Here is a 19,791-nt window from a genome sequence, read left to right on the forward strand (position 1 = left end):
CAGACACCTTCGACGTATACCCATCAACAGCATCCTCACGCACCGAATAGGTCGCTTCCTTGCCATCAACAGACGCCGGCAAACCATCCACCTCAGCAGACCAATTATTGTCCGCATTCAGCGTAATCGGATCACCATAATCAACCGACTTACCATCAACAGTCTGCACCACATGCACAGTCACCTCCGGCATCGCGGCAGCCGCATCAGCATCCAACACATTGCCATCAGCATCCAGCCACTGCTTGTCTACCGACACACCAGTCGTCAACGGCGTCGGCGGGGTATCCGGCCTATTCGTAACCGTAAACTCCGGCCCCTCACCAGACACCTTCGACGTATACCCATCAACAGCATCCTCACGCACCGAATAGGTCGCGGGCTTTCCGTTAACAAACTGAGGCAGATTCTCGACCTTTGCATGCCAATCATTTCCAGCGCTGAGCTTCAGCGGATCACCATAATCAGTTTGCTTGCCATCAACGGTCTGCACCACATGCACAGTCACTTCCTGAGGCAGGTCCCCTGTAACATCTTCCCACTTCTTGGTGACTTCCAGGAACGTCGGCTCTGCCTTGTTTACCACTGTGAAAGCATCACCAAAGGAAGTGTAATCAGTCTTGAACCCTTTAACCTCATCTTCTCTTACTGAATATTGTGCTTCCTTACCGTCGACGTGTGTGGGTAGGTCCCTGACCGTCGCAGACCAGTTATTGTCCGCATTCAGCGTAATCGGATCACCATAATCGGCTTCCTTGCCATTCACGGCCTGCACTACATGAACGGTCACTTCCTCGGGAAGCCGTCCCTTTGCCACCGCTGGATCAATTTCAACTGCGTCCTGGCCGATCCACACCTTCTTCACCTTCAGTTCGGTCGAATCTCGGGTGTTGGTTAGCCGCGCGATGAACTTATCTGCGGTGCGTTCGATAGTGGCGTAGGTCGGAGTGTAGCCCGGCACATCGGACTCCTTGACAGAGTAGGAGACTTCCTTGCCATCAAGGAATCGCGGGACATCCTTCAACTCCGCTTTCCACTCATTCTGCGCAGTCAGCTCGACCTGCTTATAAGTTTCGGTCTTGCCGTCAACAGTTCGCAGCACGTCGACCTTGATACTCTCAGGCAGGTTGTCGTCGCCCTGTCCCTTCCACGATTTCTCAATGCTAAGGTTCGGACGCTTGGCGTTAACCATCAGCTGAGTTCGTCCAGCGGCACTGCGTAAAGGTTCAGATACAAGGGTCTCGAAGCCGTCAACAGCGAGCTCCTTTACGCTATATGGTGGCTCGCCCTCCTTAACTTCTGGCAGGTTAGCGAAGGTGTATTTCCATTCCCCCTTTTCGTCTGGCGTTACCTTCACTGGGTCACCTACCTTATGGTCACCATGCATAAGCTGAAGCGAGATAGATTCAGGCTTCTCACCGGTATAAGGAGTGTCATCCGCGTTCGCCCAAGCTTTAAGAACCTCGAGATCGGTAACGTCCTCGTCACCATGGCCGAAAACCACGCCGCCGTTGGAACCAATACCTCCACCTCGCGGTGCCTTGTTCTTGGAAATGGTCAGTTTGGCCGCTTTCTGTGCCCTATCCTTTACATCGGCGTCCGCCACAGTCTTCAGGCCACGTTCTTGTAACTTACGGTCCTTAAATATCTCCTCGATCTGCGAGTCTGGGGAATCTGCATTGTAGCGATCCCAACTCTTGCCACCATCGCGGAAGTACATTGCGTCGCCGCCACCCAGGATTCTGTTGGATAGCCAGAGTTCAAGGGCACTGACCAAACCGTAGTTATCGTGTGCGATATCGGCACCATACGACTCCGCGGTGTTGTCGATGACCGCTCCGCCCTCATTCACGTACATCTTGATGGTGCCTGTAGGGCAGACCCACAGGCCACCACCAATGGCGGCACTTTGATCCGCACCCGGATGCTTGCGCGTGGCTTCGTTCTCACTAACCAGGGCATTGCTTAGATGAGCGGTGTAGGACTTTGTGGATACGTAAACACCGCCACCTTGCTGCCAAGCCTTGTTTTCGGAGATGTTGCCGCCGAGTAGGTGAACTTGGTTACTCACGACGTTCACGCCACCACCCGTGCGGGTAGCGGTGTTATCGACTACTTCGCCACCTTTCATCACAAAGGCCGCCGGAGAGAGATCGCTCCACTCTTCAGGAGACAAACCTGACGCCTTACCGGTACTAGATACCTCGGCATAGCTACCATTAGCGCCGCTCACGTAATCGTCGAACGTACCAACGCCGCCGCCGTTATCCGAATTGTTGGAGGAAATCTTGCCACCGTTCATCTCCACGACGGTGTTGCCAAAGGCTAACACGCCGCCACCGGAGAACCCAGAGTCGTTATACGAGATCTCTCCGCCGTTTATCTGGATGAAGTTGCGGTGGCTGTCCTTGTTCGCTTGAGCTTCAGGCAAATTCCAGGGCCAAGAAAAACCAATGATGCCGCCGGCCCAGCCAGAGTTAAACTTGATCCCTCCGCCGTTGATATACACACGTGCGCCGGTGTAGGCGCCAATACCACCGGCCTCGCCGTAACCATTGTTCTGATCAGAACCCTTTCCGTGCGAAACCTCACCATCATTCATGACAAGAACGGCACCGTCGGAAACGGCGATGTTACCGGCACCGTTCTGTGTCGAACCCGAGTCTTGGGCCCGGTGATTATCACTGACCTTCGCGCCCTTGTTTAGGGTAATGAGTGCCTTTTGACCAATGCCCGTGATGGCACCAACATGCGCCCCAGACAAGCCACGGGCACCGGTTATTTCCGCTGTGTTCACCACGAGCTCACCTTCGACCCGGATGGTGGGGGAAGATGTCTCAGTATTAAACTTGCCCGTTTTGTTGAGGATCTTTACTGTTTGGGAATCAGCACCCCCGCTCCCCAGGACCAACCGGGCGCCTTCCTCGACCTCGATCATGCTGTCTGTGAAACCATGATCTCGAACGAGCTCAGGTTCCCAGCCGTCCGACATGAACATAATGTCTGCACCACTGGGGATCGTAATGGTCTTGCTGATCTTGGAATAGTTTAAGCTCAGCCCAATCGCTGTCGGTGTTGTACCAGCCTGATCGATGACCGCCTGAATGGATTCCGCCGTGCACTCACCGAACATGCTCTCGTAGCAATTAAGTCGTTGCCGTTGCTCCAACGGAATGTCGGGTGTCGCCTCAGGCGGTGGCGGGACTTCTGGCGGCGAAACAAGAGCGGCCGGTGCAGTTGTCCCCTGTGCAGAGGCTGGGGGCACGAGACCGTTATCTGCGATACAAATCATCCCCGCCGCAGCCAGGACGAGACAGAAAAAGATACTAATTATTTTCAACGCAGCGGAGGATAATCGACGCTGCGGATGTTGAGAGGTCAACAAGGGAACCATTCCTCAGGACGAAAATGTTGAATAAAGGCAGCAATGCTGCAGCATCTCCAGTATATTCCCAAAATAAGGAAAAATAAATATTTTCTTAAGCTAACACCAATAACGGGTGGTCTTACCGCCACCGCAACGGGGCAAAGTCGGAGCATGTGAAGCAAAATCTAAGAGCTGCACCTTTCCAACCTCACCCGCTACCTCGCCGAGATAATAGAATGCCCCCAATCCAGAAATGAGCGATTAGAACATCCAATCTCTCACTTGGGTGACCTGAACAAGTCCCAAGATTCGGTACGCAGGAGCACTTCTCTTAGACACCTAACCAAAAGGAAAGCTCCCCGAAAGCTAAATGCCATGGAATCGTAAGGGACTGCAATGAGACACAACAAAACCCCAGCTCATTTCTGAACTGGGGTAATGCGTTTAGTGGAGCCGCCGGGAATTGAACCCGGGTCCTTTGCGACCTCGCCAGGGCTTCTCCGTGCGCAGTTCGCACGTGACCTCTGCTCGACCCTCCAGCGCTCACGAACCAGCCTGGATGATGGGCCCAGTTGCTCGAAAGGTGTCCCGCACGGCCCAAGCAACAAAGCCGTGCGGCAAGTCCCTTAAGTCGATGCCAGCTACCGGGTCAGGGACATCCCCGGGCTGACAGACACGCGGTCGCTGTAATTAGGCAGCGAGGGCGTAGTCGCGCTGAGTGTTCTCGGCGCTTATAAATTCGCAGCGACGCTTAAAATCGGTGGTCGTCTGCCTTCACCGGCACGCTTCCCCTGGCTCAATGCACAAAGTCGAAACCAAGTCGACCCCATGATCCCTGCTGCGGAAACGCTTGTACAACAGGAAATCTAACCTTACACCCGCGTGTGGCGCGGATTCAAGAATCTGTCTGCTCCTCTTGCCACTTCGCCTTGCGCTCCTTGGACTTCTTGTTGTTTTTCACCGCCATCAGGCCGACCGCAATGCCAATCACCACAGGCACCCATACCTTGCTGTAATCCGCCATGAATTCCACCACGCACAGAACCGGCTCCATCCATTCGGGCATGTGCCAGTCCGGCCACGGGATCGATGGCAGGTTGATATCCGGCCACGGAATGGAAGGCAAGTTGATATCCGGCCACGGGATCGATGGCAAGCTGATGTCCGGCCAAGGAATATTGATGTCCCAGTCCGGCAGGAAGCTCAATAGCCATGCAATCAACTTGGAAACCAACGGCCCCAGCACGATCACTGCCAGCGCCCAACCGCCCTTCCCCAGGCCGGTAATCAGGGGAAAGAACCAGCGCTTGAACGGCGACTCCTCCATCGCCTCCCAGCGTTTCGCTGCCCGCGAGCCTTCTGGTGGGTCGAAGTTCACCACCCCTTCGTCGTCCTTTACCTTGACCTCGATCATCCAGCTATCCAGGAAGTTCGACGTCCACCCCAGGTACGGCGCGCTGAGCGTCATCTCACCGCCATATTTTCCAGTCTTTACGGTCGCCTCGGTTTTGCCCAGGTCAATCTTTTGATTCTCGAGGCTCTTGTACCTTGCGATCGTTACTCCGTCGCGACGCACGAGTAGCTGACGGTTCTTATCGAGGTCGTCTAGTTTGTCTGTTAGCTTCTTGTGGAGCTTCTCGCTGCCTTCTCTTGTGGACGCCCCCTCGTCCCCCGCGGCATCTTCAGTTACCTCTTCCGCCTCCGGCGCGGCACTGTTTTCCGCGTCAGTTTTCTTATCGGACGCGGGGAAGTCCGGGTCGATTCTCCGCAGTGCATCCGGCTCGCCGATAAAGAGCTCAAGCAGCCCGAACTCAGGATGCTTTAGAGACCAATGCTCGACGTCGTCATTTTTCACACGCCCGAAAGTATCAAAACACAAACCCCCGTTCAATAGGGGGCTCCTATGCGTTACCGCACCCTAGCCCTTGATCCCCTTGATCCGTCGACCCATCTCGCGAGTAATCTCACGCTCTTCCGTACGGCGTTTGATGTCCTGGCGCTTGTCGTATTCCTGCTTACCGCGTGCCAGTGCCAGCTCGACCTTCAACTTGCCGGCAACGAAGTACAGCTGCAGCGGAACCAAAGTGTTGTTTCCGTCGCGTACCTTGCCCATCAGCGAGTCGATCTCCCGGCGGTGCAGCAGCAGCTTGCGGGTTCGGCGGGGACTGTGGTTCGTCCAGTGCCCCATGGAGTACTCCGGAATGTGAAGTCCACGCAGCCAGACCTCGCCTTCATCAATGGTGGCGTAGGCGTCAACAAGAGAAGCCTTGCCCTCCCGCAAAGATTTAACTTCCGTACCCACCAGAACCACACCGCACTCATAGGTATCGATGATGTGGTAATCGTGGCGTGCCTTGCGGTTGGTGGCAACGACAAACTGACCCTTCTGGGGCTTACCCTTTTTCCCCTTCGATTTCCCCGAATCGGTGGGAGTGCTCTTTTTTGCTGCCATGACAGCCACACACTACCACCGGGCGCCCCTTCGAGCGAAAAAGCTTAAGCGCGCTAAGCAGCGGAGACTTAGCGCAGGCGCAGTGCTAGTTCTTCACATACCAGCGCAAGGTGACCTGCGCGGTGATCGCTGCCACGACCACGCCAACCAGCACCACAAACGGCGCGGCCAGCCACAGGTCGCTGTTCGTTACGCGCGCCACGAGCTGCTGGTCGTACACGGCCTTCAAGGCGCGGTCGACCACCAGGATCTTCGCGGCGAACATGCCACCAACCGCCAGCACCGCACCGATCAGGGCGGCCATCATGGCCTCCAGAACGAACGGAGCCTGGGTATACCAGCGCGAGGCGCCGACCATGCGCATAATGCTGATCTCACTGCGGCGCGAGTACGCGGTGATCTGCACCATGTTCATGATCAGGAAGATCGCTGCGATGGCCTGAACTGCAGCAACGATAAAGGAGGCGTTGCGGATGGAATCCAGGTTGCGCATCGCGGCCTCTAGGTTGTCGCCCTGGTCCACGATGTTCGTCACCGCCGGGTTGTCGCGCAGCGCGTCGATGGGCGCGGAGTTCTCCGGATCGGCCAGGCGCACGTGGAAGGCGGCGGGCAGCGCATCCTTCTCTGTTTGCTCTACAAGCTGCGGATCGGACTCGCCGAATAGCTCCACGAAGCGTTCGTAGGACTGCTCCTTGTTACGGAAAGTCACGGACTTCACCGCCTCGTCCCCCTCCAGCTGCTGCTTAATCTCGGAGCACTCCGGGGAGGCACACGTTGGGTCGGAGCTCGAAATTTCGTCGTCGAGCTGCACCATTACCTCGATGCGGTCGAAGTAGATGTCCTTCGTCCGCTCCGTCATCGCACTCAGCAGAAAGCCGGTGGCCAGCAGCGCCAGGGCGATGGAGGTGGTGATGATCATCGCGATCGTCATCGTCATGTTGCGGCGCAGGCCCGAAAACGCCTCGCGGAACACAAAGTTGGTCTTCATTAATGTTTCCCTACTGTTCCCTACTGATCTCTACTGATCCGTACAGTTCCGTACTGTTCCCTTGCAGTTCCGCTCTAGTGGCCCACGCCATACATACCGAGCTCGTCATCGCGCACGAGCTTGCCCTTCGACAGCTCGATCACGCGCTTACGCATGGAGTCCACCGCCACATCGTCGTGGGTGGACATCACCACGGTCGTACCGTTCTGGTTAATGCGGTTGAGCAGCATCATGATCTCTGATGAAGTATCGGGGTCCAGGTTGCCTGTCGGCTCGTCCGCCAGCAGGACCAAAGGCTTATTTACGGACGCCCGCGCGATCGCCACACGCTGCTGTTCACCACCCGACAGTTCGTGCGGGAAGCGGTTTTCCTTTCCGTCGAGACCAACGGTCTTCAACGCCGCAGGCACCAAGTGCTGAATTTCCGCGCGCTTCTTGCCAATGACCTCGAGGGCGAAGGCAACGTTGTCGAAGACGGTCTTCTTCGGCAGCAGACGGAAGTCCTGGAAGACATAGCCAATGCGCTGGCGTAGCTTCGGCACATCCCGCCCCTTGATCTTGTTTACGTGGTAGCCGGCGACGTGCAAGTCCCCCGAATCTAGCTTTTCCTCGCGCAGAATGAGCTGCAGAAACGTGGACTTACCGGAGCCGGAGGGGCCGATAAGGAAGACGAACTCGCCCTTTTCGATGTCCAGGGTGATGTTGTCCAGGGCCGGCCGCCCGGAAGACAGATAGCTCTTGGTTACGTTTTCGAAGGTGATCACGAGGAAACAGTGTAGCGAAACCAGTGAGGCAAAGATAGTCCAAAGTGACTGTTGTTACTTTTGTGACTTCTTGTGCCTTGGTTGGTTTTGGGCTTCTCCTGTCTCGAGGCACCCCAGAATGTAAAGTCGCAACCCAACCCGATTGAAGAGTTAGGCGTCAAGAAGAGAAAAGCCCATGAGCGACACGAAGACCAAAGAAGAGACTACAAAGAGCAATCAGCCCGGGGGCTTCCTCGGATTCATCGAGAAAGTTGGCAACAAACTCCCCGACCCGTTTTGGCTCTTCGTCATACTCGGCGGGCTAGTCCTTGTTTCCAGCTTCATCTTCAACAAGCTTGGCCTCAGCGCCACGAACCCAGAAGACGGCGAGAAGGTAGAGATCGTCAACCTGCTGAGCTCCGAGGGACTCAAGGAGATCCTTTCGGGCGTGGTGGACAACTACGTAACCTTCCCACCGCTGGGTCTGATTATTACGGTCATGCTGGGTGTGGCCGTGGCAGAGCACTCCGGCCTGATTAGCGCGGTGGTACGCGCAACCGTATCTAGGGTCGGGCCGACACTTCTGACCTTTGTTGTGGCTCTGGCAGGTGTGACGGGCTCTGTAGCCTCCGATGCGGTGTACGTGATCCTCATTCCGCTGGGCGCAGTGTCCTTCCGCGCAGTAGGCCGTTCCCCGATCGTCGGCGCGATGGTGGCCTTTGCCGCATCCTCAGCTGGGTTTAACTCCTCGCTGATCCTAAACATCACCGACGTGCTGCTGGGTGGCATCTCTACCTCAGCGGCTCAGATCGTGGACGACGAGTACTTCGTCTCTCCGCTGGCCAACTACTTCTTCGTAGCCGTCAGCGCGGTCGTGCTGGCGCTGATCATCACGGCGGTGACGGAGCTGTACATGAAAAAGCGCGCCCTAGACCTTGTTGACCACGACGAGATCGACTACTCGGAGGTCACCTTCAACACCGGCCGCGACGGCGATGACGAGCTCGCCGGAGACGTACCGCAGGAAAAAATCACCGCCGCACTGAAACTCGATGTCGCCGAGGCGCGCGCACTAGGGACCACCGCTATCGTCGCCGTAATCATGACAGCCATCTACTTCGCGCTGCTGTTCGTGCCAGGATCGCCACTACAAGGCGAAGGCGGCGAAGTGATGTCCAGCCCGCTGATCACCGCAGTGGCCGTGCCCATTGGCGCCTCATTCCTGATTCTCGGCCTGGTCTACGGCCTGGGCATTAAGTCCATCACGAAGGCCAGCGACGTTCCGGAGTTCATGGCTCGCGGTTTGAAGACCCTGCTGCCGATGATGGTGCTGTTCTTCGCCGTCTCCCAGTTCCTCGCCTGGTTCAAGGCATCCAACCTGGGCGCTTGGACCGCCATTAAGGGCGCAGAACTGCTACAGAAGGCCGATCTTCCACCGCTGCTGCTCTTCGGCGCCTTTGTGATCCTTGTGGCGCTGGTGAACCTCTTCATCACTTCTGGTTCCGCCCAGTGGGCGCTGATGGCCCCGATCGTCGTGCCGATGTTCATGTACGTCGGATTCTCCCCCGAGGTCACCCAGATGCTGTTCCGTATCGGCGACTCTCCCTCGAACATCATCACCCCGATGAGCCCGTACTTCGCCCTGGCTCTAACGTTCCTGCAGCGCTACTACAAGAAGGCGGGCATCGGAACGCTGATGTCGCTGGCGCTGCCGTACTCCATCGCCATGCTGGTTGGCTGGTTCCTATTCTTCGCCCTCTGGTGGATGATCGGCCTACCACTCGGCCCCGGCACCCCGATGGACTACCCGGCGCCGTAGGCTGCAGCACTGGTTCAACACTGCGCTGGCCCAACCCCGTGGTAGCCCAGCCAGACCCCAATCGTTAGTGTGGAAAACGTACCCTGCACACCGCTTGGCCAGGCTCCACATTGTGCCTTGGCCAACGATCCAAGAATTGAGGTCGGCGTTGAACAGCCAGGCTAATACTCCTTTACCAAATAGCTCCGATGTCGAAGCGGTGGTCACCAAGGCCATCCACCGTGCCGAACAGTGGCTGGAGGTCGAAGAAACCTCCGCCTCCACGAAGCAACTGGCAGACATGGTGCATGATCCCGACGGCGTGGAATTCACCTTCGCTTTCGTCGACCGCGTGGCCCGCCCCGAGGACAACCACGTTTCGGCCAAGGAATTCGCCAAGATCGCTAACCCGTTTAAGCGCACCGAGCCAGTGCCGGGGTTCATGAGCCTGGTCGATTCCATCCTGGTTACCGCCGGTTCCATCGCAGCCCCGCTGCTGCCGAATATCGTCATGCCGATCGCGCGCTCCTACCTGCGCGCCACCGTCGGCCACCTGGTGCTGGATGCGGAATCCAAGGCGCTGGACCGCATGCTGGACGACTACCGCGAAAAGGGCTTCCAGCTGAACCTCAACCTGCTGGGCGAGGCCGTGCTTGGCGAAGCTGAGGCACAGCGCCGCCTGGATAACACCCTCGACCTGCTGAAAAACCCGCGGGTGGACTACGTTTCCGTCAAGGCCTCCTCCGTGGTCAGCCAACTGAACCACTGGGATTTCGAGGGCTCCATCGAACGCCTGAAGGATCGCCTGCGCCCGCTGTACCGCCAGGCTATGAAGCGCGACCCGCACCCCTTCATCAACCTGGACATGGAGGAGTACAAGGACCTCCACCTGACCCTTAAGCTGTTCACTGAGCTGCTGGACGAGGAAGAGTTCCAGAGCCTGGAGGCCGGCATCGTGCTGCAGGCATACCTGCCCGACACCTTCGACGCTCTACAGGAGCTGGCGGAGTTCGCCGCGCAGCGCCGCGCCAAGGGTGGCGCGAAAATCAAGGTGCGCCTGGTGAAGGGCGCCAACCTCTCCATGGAGCGCGTGGATTCCGAGGTTCACGACTGGCCACAGGCACCCTACCTGACGAAGGCGGAGGTGGATGCCAACTACATCCGCCTGCTGGATTGGGTACTGCAGCCAGAGCACGCAGATAACCTGCGCATCGGCGTGGCTTCGCACAACCTTTACCACCTGGCGCTCGCCCACGAGCTGTCCGTCGTTCGCAATGTCGAGCACCAGCTGGACGTGGAAATGCTGCAGGGCATGTCCCCCGCGCAGTCTGAAGCCGTGCGCGACGTCGCCGGCAACATGATCCTGTACACCCCGGTGGTCAAGAAGGAAGACTTCGACGTGGCCATCAGCTACCTGGTGCGCCGCCTGGAGGAAAACGGTGCGAAGCAGAACTTCCTCTACGCGCTGTTCACCCCAGAGGATGACGAGACCGACGTCACCGGCATGACTCCGATGCAGGGCCAGGAGCTGCGCTTCCGCAACTCCGTGCGCGACCGTTGGGAGACCTTCGCCGGTTCGCGTCGAACCCAGAACCGCTTGGAGGAAGAGGCAGAGAAGAAGGGCTGCCAGTCCGACGGCCTGCCCGGCAACTTCGTCAACGAGCCCGATACCGACCCGACGCTGCCCGCCAACCGCGAGTGGGCGCTACAGATCGTCGATCCGTCGAGCGATCCTGGCCCCGCTCAGACCCCGGAGGTTACTGACCCTGCGGTTATTGACGCCGCCGTCGCCCGTTGCCGCGAGGCTTCCGCACAGTGGTCGCAGAAGACCGGCGCGGAGCGTGCAGAGCTATTGGACCAGGCGGCAGATGCCCTGGCCAACAACCGTTCGAAGCTGATCTCGGCTGCAGTGTTCGAGGCGGGTAAGACCGTCGCCGAGACCGACCCCGAGGTTTCCGAGGCCATCGACTTTGCCCGCTACTACGCGGAGAGTGCCCGCCAGCTCGACCACGTGCGCGGTTCGGTGTTCACCCCGTACAAGTCCGTGGTGATCACCCCGCCGTGGAACTTCCCCATCGCCATCCCGCTGGGCGGCATTTTCGCCGCACTGGCTGCCGGTTCCTGCGCGATCATCAAGCCTGCTCCGCAGGTACTGCGCATCGCGGAGGTCTTCATGGAGATTCTGCGTGAGGCTGGCATTTCCGAGGACCTGGTGCAGCTGGTCAACGCCGACGAGGCCGAAGCCGGCAAGCGTCTGGTGAGCCACCCGGATGTCGAGTCCGTGATCCTCACCGGTGCTTCCGAGACCGCGAAGCTATTCCGCGGCTGGAAGCCGCGCATGGTTATTAACGCGGAGACCTCCGGCAAGAACGCGATCATCGTCACCCCGGCGGCGGACCCGGATCTGGCGGTGGCGGACATCTTCAAGTCTGCGTATGGCCACGCGGGCCAGAAGTGCTCTGCCGCCTCGCTGATCATCACCGTCGGTTCGATCGGCAAGTCCAAGCGCTTCATCAACCAGCTGGTCGATGCGGTGCGTTCCATGAAGGTCGGCCCGGGCTCCGACATCTCCACCTTTATGAACGGCGTGATCGAGGAGCCGGGCGATAAGCTGCTGCGCGGCCTGACCGAGCTGGAGAAGGGCGAGAAGTGGCTGGTCAAGCCCCGCAAGCTCAACGACGAGGGCACCCTGTGGTCCCCTGGCCTGCGCGATAACGTGAAGCCGGGCAGCTGGTTCCACACCCACGAGTGCTTCGGCCCGGTGGCGGGCATCATGCACGCTGAAACCCTGGACGAGGCCATCGAGTGGCAAAACTCCACCGGCTTCGGCCTGACCGGTGGCATCCACACCATCGACGTGGAAGAAACCGCTTACTGGCGCGAGCGCGTGGAGGTCGGCAACGCCTACGTGGAGCGCGGCATCACCGGCGCTATCGTGCAGCGTCAGTCCTTCGGCGGCTGGAAGAACTCCGCCCTGGGCAGCGGCGCGAAGGCCGGTGGCCCGAACTACGTAGCCCAGCAGGGCGTGTGGACCGAGGGCGACCTGAGCGAGTTGGCCTCGGGCACCCTGCCAACGCACATCACGCAGCTACTGCGCGAGATCCGCGGCCTGGGCTCCCCTGCCCTGTCCAAGGACGATCACGTGTGGCTGCGTCGCGCCGCAGAGTCGGATGCCTACGCGATGTCCACCGAGTTCGGCGTGGAGCACGACAAGACGGCCCTGGTTGTGGAGTCCAACGTGTTCCGCTACAAGCCGCTGCTCGAGCCGCTGCGCGTCCGCGTTTCCGAGGGCGCCAACCCGCGCGACCTGCTGCGCCTGAAGCTGGCCTCCGCCGCCACGGGCACGGAGCTGGATATCTCCGCCAACCCGGAGGTCGCCCGCGAGTGGGGCGAGCTCGGCGAGCAGATGCGTACTTCCTCCGACCGCGACTTTGCCGAGGAAATCGCCATCGCTCAGTCCGTGCGCGTCCGCTCCTTGGGTGACGCCCCGGATGAGTTCTACGAGGCCGCTGCGAAGTCCGGCTCCGTGATCCTGGATCAGGATGTGTTGCCCGATGGCCGCCGCGAGCTGCTGCCGCTACTGCTCGAGCAGGCGATCTCCACCACGGAGCACCGCTTCGGCTACATCCACGGCCTCACCCCTTAAGGCCCTTAAGGCGCAGCGCTGAGCCTGGCCGGGTGCGCCAAGCCTGGCGCGGCCACAGCCGGGCGCTCAGCCCGGCCGCAGTCCAGCGCGGCCGCAGTCCAGCGCGCTAGGCCTGCGCTTCCTGCTGTTGCACCATGCGCCAGCGGATGCCGGCCTCCAGGAAGCCGTCGAGGTCACCATCCAGCACCTTGCTGGGATCGTTGACCTCGACGTTCGTACGCAGATCCTTCACCATCTGGTACGGGTGCAGCACGTAGTTGCGCATCTGGTTACCCCAGGAGTTAGAGCCGTCGCCCTTCAGCGCGTCCATTTCGGCCTGCTCTTCTTGACGCTTACGCTCCAGCAGCTTCGCCTGCAGCACCCGCATGGCGGACGCCTTGTTCTGAATCTGCGATTTCTCGTTCTGGCATGTCACCACAATGCCGGTGGGCACGTGGGTCAGGCGCACCGCCGAGTCGGTGGTGTTCACCGACTGACCGCCCGGGCCCGAGGAGCGGTAGACGTCCACGCGCACGTCGTTTTCGTCAATGTCGATGTGGTCGGTCTTCTCCACCACTGGTAGCACCTCCACCTCGGCGAAAGAGGTCTGGCGGCGTCCCTGGTTATCGAAGGGGGAAATGCGCACCAGGCGGTGAGTTCCCTGCTCCACGGAGAGGGTGCCGTACATGTATTCGCCGTGGATGACGATGGTCGCGGACTTAATGCCGGCCTCCTCGGCGTAGGAGATGTCGTAGACCTCCACCTTGTGCCCGGCCTTTTCGGCCCAGCGGGTGTACATGCGCAGCAGCATTTCTGCCCAGTCGGCGGCATCTACGCCGCCGGCCGCACTGCGGATGTTCAGCACAGCTTCGCGCTCGTCGTACTCCCCCGACAACATCGTCGTGACCTCGAGCGATTCAATTTCCTGGCGCAGCTCCTCTCGCTCCGCATCGGCCAGCTGCACCGCTTCCTGAGCTGCGTCCGGATCGTCCCCAGCTTCTTCCTCGGCCATGTCGTAGAGCACCGGCAGGTCATCCAGGCGTTGGCGCAGCCCCGTGACCTTCTTCAACTTCGCCTGCACGCGGGAAAGCTCGGAAGTCACCTGCTGCGCGTGGTCGGGGTCGTCCCACAGGGAGGGGTCGGCGGACTTTTCCTCCAGCTCGCGGGCGCGGTCGCCCAGCTCGTCGAGGTCCAGCACCTTCTCGATGGTGGTCAGGGTACCGTCCAGGTCGCTTAGGTCTGCAGAAACTTCCGGTTGCATAATGCGCAAGTCTACCCGGCGGCATGCACAATGGAATGTATGGCTACTAACGGTTCTGATTCTGCTTCCCCGATCCCAGAGGACATGCTGAACGCGATCATCAAGACGTTCATCGTGGCGCATGTCGATGATTCCGACCACCACCTGGCTCAGGCATTGGTGTACAACGCAGGCCGCCTTGCGTGGCGTATGCGCCAGACGGGTCTGGATACGGAGCAGAAGACGTCCGTCAGCGATGTCGTGACCGCCGCGGATCGCGCGGCCGAGAAGTTCATCGCCGACGCGCTGCGCGCCATCCGCCCCGAGGATGGACTGTTGGGCGAGGAGGGCACCGCAGTGGAGTCGAAGTCCGGCCGCACCTGGGTGATCGACCCGGTCGATGGCACGTACAACTTCACTACGGGTTCGGATTATTGGTGCTCGGCTCTGGCTCTTGTCGAGGGCTCCCCGGATGATCCGGACGCCCTGTTGTTCGGCGCCGTTCACCGCCCGGCGATGGGTTACACGTGGTTTGGTGGCTCGGGTATTCCTACTACTCGTGACGCCGCCGAGATCAGCCTGCCGAATACCACAGCGGAACTGACCTGCCTGGGCGGCTACCTGCACCCCACGGACATCGCGGACGCCACCCGGCTGAAAAACTGGAAGGCCGTGAGCACGCAGTTTGCCACGCTGCGCATGCTGGGGTCTGCGTCCATCGATCTCGCGTGCGTGGCCGGTGGCGAGCTCGGCTGCTGGATGCAGCACAGCGTGGCCAGCTGGGACTGGTTGCCTGGGCGTGCTTTGGTGGAGGGCGCTGGGGGCGTCGCTAAGAAGGAAGAAAAAGACGGCACCACCTGGTTCATCGCCGGGGCGCCAGACGCGGTAGAGCAGTCCATTAAGGCGCTGCGCGAGGCCTAGCGAGAAGGCTGCACCTCCCCCCCCCTTACCCCACTAGTCACATTAGTCACATTCTTCCCGTGGCTTTACATGCGCCACGGGATTATCATGTGTGTCATGACGGACTCGGTTTCCCCATATGCAGATGACCTGACCCTGGCGCTGTCGCTGGCCGACGCAGCCGACGCGATAACCATGGCGCGCTTCGAGGCGAACGACCTGAGCGTTGAATCGAAGCCCGACCTCACGCCGGTGAGCGACGCAGACACCGCCGTGGAGAAGGAACTGCGGGAACTCATCGCCGCTCATCACCCGGAGGACGCCCTGCTGGGAGAGGAATTCGGCGGCGACGTCACCTTCGCCGGGCGACAGTGGGTCATCGACCCCATCGACGGAACCAAGAACTTTGTCCGCGGCGTACCCGTGTGGGCCACGCTGATCAGCCTGCTGGTGGACGGTAAGCCCGTGGTGGGGGTTGTCTCCGCGCCCGCGCTGGGGCGCCGCTGGTGGGCCGCCGAAGGCTCCGGCGCATGGCGACTGTTTAACACCCCAGCCAGCGCTGCCACCGGCGGCTCCGGCGCTACCGGTGGCACTGGCAATACTGGCAACTCGGACGGCGGGGTGCCGTCGGTGGGTGCCCGCCGCCTGGAGGTGTCGAAGGTCGCGCAGGTCGCGGACTCCTCGATTGCAATTTCCTCGCTATCCGGTTGGGCGGACTGCGGCAAGCGCGAGCAGCTTATCAACCTGACGGATTCCGCGTGGCGCCTGCGCGGATACGGAGACTTCTGGTCCTACATGCTGGTCGCCGAGGGCGCGGTGGACATCGCTGCCGAGCCAGAAGTAAGCCTCTGGGATCTGGCGGCGCTGGCGCCGATCATCACTGAAGCCGGCGGGCGCTTCACATCCCTGGACGGGCAGGATGGCCCGCACGGCGGATCTGCCGTCGCCACCAACGGCCTGCTGCACGAGGCCACGCTCCGCGCTCTCGACTAGCACGCCAGCCTAGCGCCGAACTGCTGCCCGCGCCGCAGCTTCAGCACACTGGCCTAGCGCTAACCGAGCCTGACCCGAGCCTGACCCTAGCCTGACCCTAGCCGGAACCTAGACGTCGAGCGCCAGATACACGGTGTCGAGGTACTCCTCGATGCCCTCGAAGCCGCCCTCGCGGCCCAGGCCGGACTGCTTCACGCCGCCGAACGGAGCCGATGCATCCGACAGCGCGCCACGGTTCACGCCGACCATGCCAGCCTCCATGCGCTCGGCGAAGCGCAGAGTCTTCTTCATATCCTCGCCCATCACATAGCCAGCCAGGCCGAAGATGGTGTCGTTGGCGACCTTCAGGGCTTCCTCATCGCTGGAGACGCGCTGCACGGCCGCAACGGGGCCGAAGATCTCCTGGTTAGCGATCTCAAACTGTGGCGTCACGCCCGTGAGCACCGTGGCGGGATACCAGAAACCATTCGGGTCCAAGTCGGGGTGCGTCTCCCCCATCGTCTCCAAGGCCTCGTTACCGCCGAGGGCAACGTGCGCACCCTCCTCGACGGCCTTGGCCACCATGTCGCGCACTCCATCGCGTTGCTCCTGGCTGACCAGTGGCCCCATGGTCGTCTTCGGGTCGGTGCCCGGCCCCATCACGAACTCGCCCATCTTCTGCACCAGCCCGGCCTCAAACTCCTCGGCCAGGGACTCGTGAACAATGAAGCGGTTCGCGGCCACACAAACCTGGCCCGCTCCACGCATCTTCGCCGCAATGGCCTGCTCCACGGCCTTGTCCACATCCGCGTGCTCCAACACAACGAAAGGCGCGTTACCGCCGAGCTCCAGCGACGTGCGGATCGTCTTCTGCGCCGCAGTGGCGGCCAGCGCCTGGCCAACCTCCGTGGAACCGGTGAAAGTCAGCTTGCGCAGACGGTCGTCGTCCAAGAGGGCGGACACGCGGCGCGCCGAAGACGTCGGCAGCACCTGGAACACACCATCCGGAATGCCCGCGATATGCCCCAGTTCCGCGAAGTAAAGCATCGTCAGAGGAGTCAGCTGCGCCGGCTTAGCAATCACAGTGCAACCCGCCGCCAGCGCAGGAGCCAGCTTGCGGGTCACCATCGCCAGTGGGAAGTTCCACGGGGTGATCGCCAGCACCGGCCCCACCGGACGGTGCGTAGTCACGATGCGCCCAGTACCCGCCGGAGCCACGCGATACTCGCCAGCGATAGCCGCTGCCCGCTCACTGAACCAGCGCAGATACTCGGCGGCGTAGGTCACCTCGCCCTTGGAATCCGGCAGCGCGCGCCCCAGCTCCAGGGACTGCAGAGCCGCCAGCTGATCCGCGTGCTCGTGCACCAGATCGAACAGCCGACGCAGAAGCTCGGAACGCTCCCGCGGGGTGGATTCGGCCCAGTCCGCCTGAACCTCCACGGCCTTATCCATGGCCTCTCGCGCATCATCCTCTGTCGCCGCGGCGACATCCGCGAAGGGCTTCCCCGTGGCGGCGTCAATAACCGAAATAGTTTCACCGGCAGACCCGGCGCGCCAGGCCCCACCTAAGAACAACCCCGTGGGCACCTCGAAGGAAAGCCCCGCGGCCTGAAGAGTAGTGCTGAATTCAGAAGGAATGTTGAGTGAAGTCATACACCCACATATACGCGCCTTTCGGAAGCAGGCTTGCAGACCGCCACGCGCCTGCACCTTTTCCACTACCGTGGAAAGTGATAATTACAGCGACGAAAGGAGCCCAGCTGTGCCTATGCCACAACAACGCGAAGCCGCACATAAGACACGGGAATGGAAGAAGCTCACCGAATACGCCGACGCAACGCGCGGCACCCAACTACGAGAGCTCTTCACCGAACAGCCGGGACGCTCCAGCGACATGACCTACAACGTGGGTCCGCTGCACGTAGACCTGTCGAAGAACCTCATCGACGAGCGCGGCCTGCGCCTGCTGCTGGATCTGGCGCGTGCCCGCGGCCTGGAAGACTACCGCAGCGCCATGTTCGACGGCGAGCACATCAACGCTACTGAGGACCGTGCCGTCCTGCACACCGCGCTGCGCATCCCGGTCGACCGGGAGTTCAGCATCCCAGTCGGGGCGGATGAAACGCAGGATGTGGCCGCCGATGTACACGCAGTGCTGGGCCGCATGCGCGACTTCGCCAAGTCGCTCCGCTCCGGCTCCTGGCAGGGCGTGACCGGGCACACCATCAAGCACGTAGTGAACATCGGCATCGGGGGCTCCGACCTGGGCCCGGCGATGGCCGCACAGGCGCTACGCCCCTACATGACGGCCGGCATTACGCCGCACTTCATCTCCAACATCGACCCGGCGGACGTGACCGGCACCCTCGACGGGCTGGATGCCGAGTCCACGCTGTTCGTCATCGCCTCCAAGACCTTCACCACCTCGGAGACTCTGGCCAACGCCCACGCCGCGCGCCGCTGGCTGCTGCGCAACCTCGCCGATGAGGGCGTGGACGTCGAGGGGGAGGACGCCATCCGCGACATCACCGCCAAGCACTTCGTGGCCGTCTCCACCGCCGCAGAGAAGGTGCAGGACTTCGGCATCGACACGAAGAACATGTTCGAGTTCTGGGACTGGGTAGGCGGCCGCTACTCCGTGGACTCCGCCATTGGCCTGTCCCTGATGGCCGCCATTGGACCGCAGGACTTCATGCGCTTCCTGGAGGGATTCCACGAGGTAGACGACCACTTCCGTACCGAGCCGCTGGAGATGAACATTCCGGTGCTGATGGGCATGCTGGGCGTGTGGTACACCGATTTCCTGGGCGCGCAATCGCACGCGGTGCTGCCGTATTCCGAGGACATGGCGCGCTTCCCCGCCTACCTGCAGCAGCTGACGATGGAATCCAACGGCAAGTCCGTGCAGCTGGATGGCAGCCCGGTGGAGGTTCCCTCCGGCGAGATCTACTGGGGCGAGCCCGGCACCAACGGCCAGCACGCCTTCTTCCAGCTGCTGCACCAGGGCACACACTTGGTGCCGGCTGACTTCATCGGCTTCGTCAACCCGCACGACGATGCGGTCGCTGCAGACGGAACCACCAGCATGCACGACATGTTGATGTCCAACTTCTTCGCCCAGACCCGCGTGCTGGCCTTCGGCAAGAACGCCGAAGAGTTGAAGGAGGAGGGCGTGGCCCCCGAGCTGGTCCCGCACAAGGTGATGCCCGGCAACCGCCCGACCACCACCATTCTGGCCAACAAGCTGACCCCGAAGACGCTGGGTGCGCTGATCGCACTGTACGAGCACATTGTTTTCGTGCAGGGCGTGATCTGGGGCATCAACAGCTTTGACCAGTGGGGTGTGGAGCTCGGCAAGAAGCAGGCGAACGCGCTGTTACCTGCGGTTACTGGTGAGGAGCGTAGTGACGCCGGCGACTCCTCCACCGACGACCTCATCGCTTACTACCGTCAGCACCGGGGTTAGCGCTTAGCTGAAAGCTAACGCTTGGGCGAGCGGGCTCTTCGCTACACGCCACGCCTGTTCTGCCTGGCCCTGCACTCCGGCCTGTCCGGCTCACCTCTGCGCTCCGGCCTGTCCGGCTCCAAGATGTCGGAAACGTTGCACTACCGCAGGGGAAATGTCGGAAAACTTGCAAAACGTTCTTGCGAACTATTTCCACCTACGTATAAGGGCTGGTCAGGAGGATTTAGAGGCGGAACAGGT

12 protein-coding genes and 1 other RNA gene are annotated in these 19,791 nt (G+C 60.8%); 5 read left to right on the forward strand and 8 right to left on the reverse strand.

The features are described from left to right. From Q0331_RS04520 to ftsE, 6 genes are all read right to left on the reverse strand, one after another. Positions 1–3,382, reverse strand: a 3,382-nt coding sequence (locus tag Q0331_RS04520; protein ID WP_298075257.1) for a Cna B-type domain-containing protein, incomplete at its 3' end; no start/stop codon positions are given. Between the two features lie 430 nt (positions 3,383–3,812). Beyond that, positions 3,813–4,195: a transfer-messenger RNA gene (gene ssrA, locus Q0331_RS04525) on the reverse strand. Positions 4,196–4,262: 67 nt separating this feature from the next. Then, entirely contained in the window at positions 4,263–5,222 is a 960-nt protein-coding gene (locus Q0331_RS04530; RefSeq protein WP_298075259.1) for a hypothetical protein, read from the reverse strand. Positions 5,223–5,285: 63 nt separating this feature from the next. Next, entirely contained in the window at positions 5,286–5,819 is a 534-nt protein-coding gene (gene smpB, locus Q0331_RS04535; protein ID WP_298075261.1) for an SsrA-binding protein SmpB, read from the reverse strand. 85 nt (positions 5,820–5,904) lie between these two features. Then, complete coding sequence (gene ftsX / locus Q0331_RS04540) at positions 5,905–6,807, reverse strand: permease-like cell division protein FtsX (RefSeq protein ID WP_298075263.1); 903 nt, start codon at positions 6,805–6,807, stop codon at positions 5,905–5,907. Positions 6,808–6,881: 74 nt separating this feature from the next. Beyond that, a complete protein-coding gene (gene ftsE, locus Q0331_RS04545; protein ID WP_034964874.1) occupies positions 6,882–7,571 on the reverse strand; it encodes a cell division ATP-binding protein FtsE in 690 nt (229 codons plus the stop codon). A 175-nt stretch (positions 7,572–7,746) separates the two neighbouring features. On the opposite strand from ftsE, the gene Q0331_RS04550 reads away from it, so the two are divergent. Next, positions 7,747–9,369, forward strand: coding sequence for an AbgT family transporter (locus Q0331_RS04550; protein WP_298075265.1), 1,623 nt, complete (start codon positions 7,747–7,749; stop codon positions 9,367–9,369). A gap of 148 nt (positions 9,370–9,517) precedes the next feature. Further along, complete coding sequence (locus Q0331_RS04555) at positions 9,518–12,994, forward strand: bifunctional proline dehydrogenase/L-glutamate gamma-semialdehyde dehydrogenase (RefSeq protein WP_298075267.1); 3,477 nt, start codon at positions 9,518–9,520, stop codon at positions 12,992–12,994. Between the two features lie 106 nt (positions 12,995–13,100). On the opposite strand, the gene prfB is transcribed toward Q0331_RS04555, so the two are convergent. Further along, positions 13,101–14,234: a peptide chain release factor 2 gene (gene prfB / locus Q0331_RS04560; protein WP_298075268.1), complete on the reverse strand. Its 1,134-nt coding sequence runs from the start codon at positions 14,232–14,234 to the stop codon at positions 13,101–13,103. A 30-nt stretch (positions 14,235–14,264) separates the two neighbouring features. On the opposite strand from prfB, the gene Q0331_RS04565 reads away from it, so the two are divergent. Beyond that, positions 14,265–15,134 carry an inositol monophosphatase family protein gene (locus Q0331_RS04565; RefSeq protein WP_298075274.1) on the forward strand — a complete coding sequence of 290 codons (870 nt, stop codon included), beginning with the start codon at positions 14,265–14,267 and terminating at the stop codon, positions 15,132–15,134. A gap of 96 nt (positions 15,135–15,230) precedes the next feature. After that, positions 15,231–16,106, forward strand: a complete 876-nt coding sequence (locus tag Q0331_RS04570; RefSeq protein ID WP_298075270.1) for an inositol monophosphatase family protein — start codon at positions 15,231–15,233, stop codon at positions 16,104–16,106. Between the two features lie 108 nt (positions 16,107–16,214). Here the strand turns inward: Q0331_RS04570 and Q0331_RS04575 are convergent, their stop codons facing one another. Next, positions 16,215–17,738, reverse strand: a complete 1,524-nt coding sequence (locus Q0331_RS04575) for an NAD-dependent succinate-semialdehyde dehydrogenase (RefSeq protein ID WP_298075272.1) — start codon at positions 17,736–17,738, stop codon at positions 16,215–16,217. 115 nt (positions 17,739–17,853) lie between these two features. Between Q0331_RS04575 and pgi the strand changes: the two genes are divergently transcribed. Next, complete coding sequence (pgi, locus tag Q0331_RS04580; protein WP_298075276.1) at positions 17,854–19,551, forward strand: glucose-6-phosphate isomerase; 1,698 nt, start codon at positions 17,854–17,856, stop codon at positions 19,549–19,551. The last annotated feature ends 240 nt before the right edge of the window (positions 19,552–19,791 follow it).

Source organism: uncultured Corynebacterium sp. (genome assembly GCF_937999985.1).
Classification (GTDB): domain Bacteria; phylum Actinomycetota; class Actinomycetes; order Mycobacteriales; family Mycobacteriaceae; genus Corynebacterium.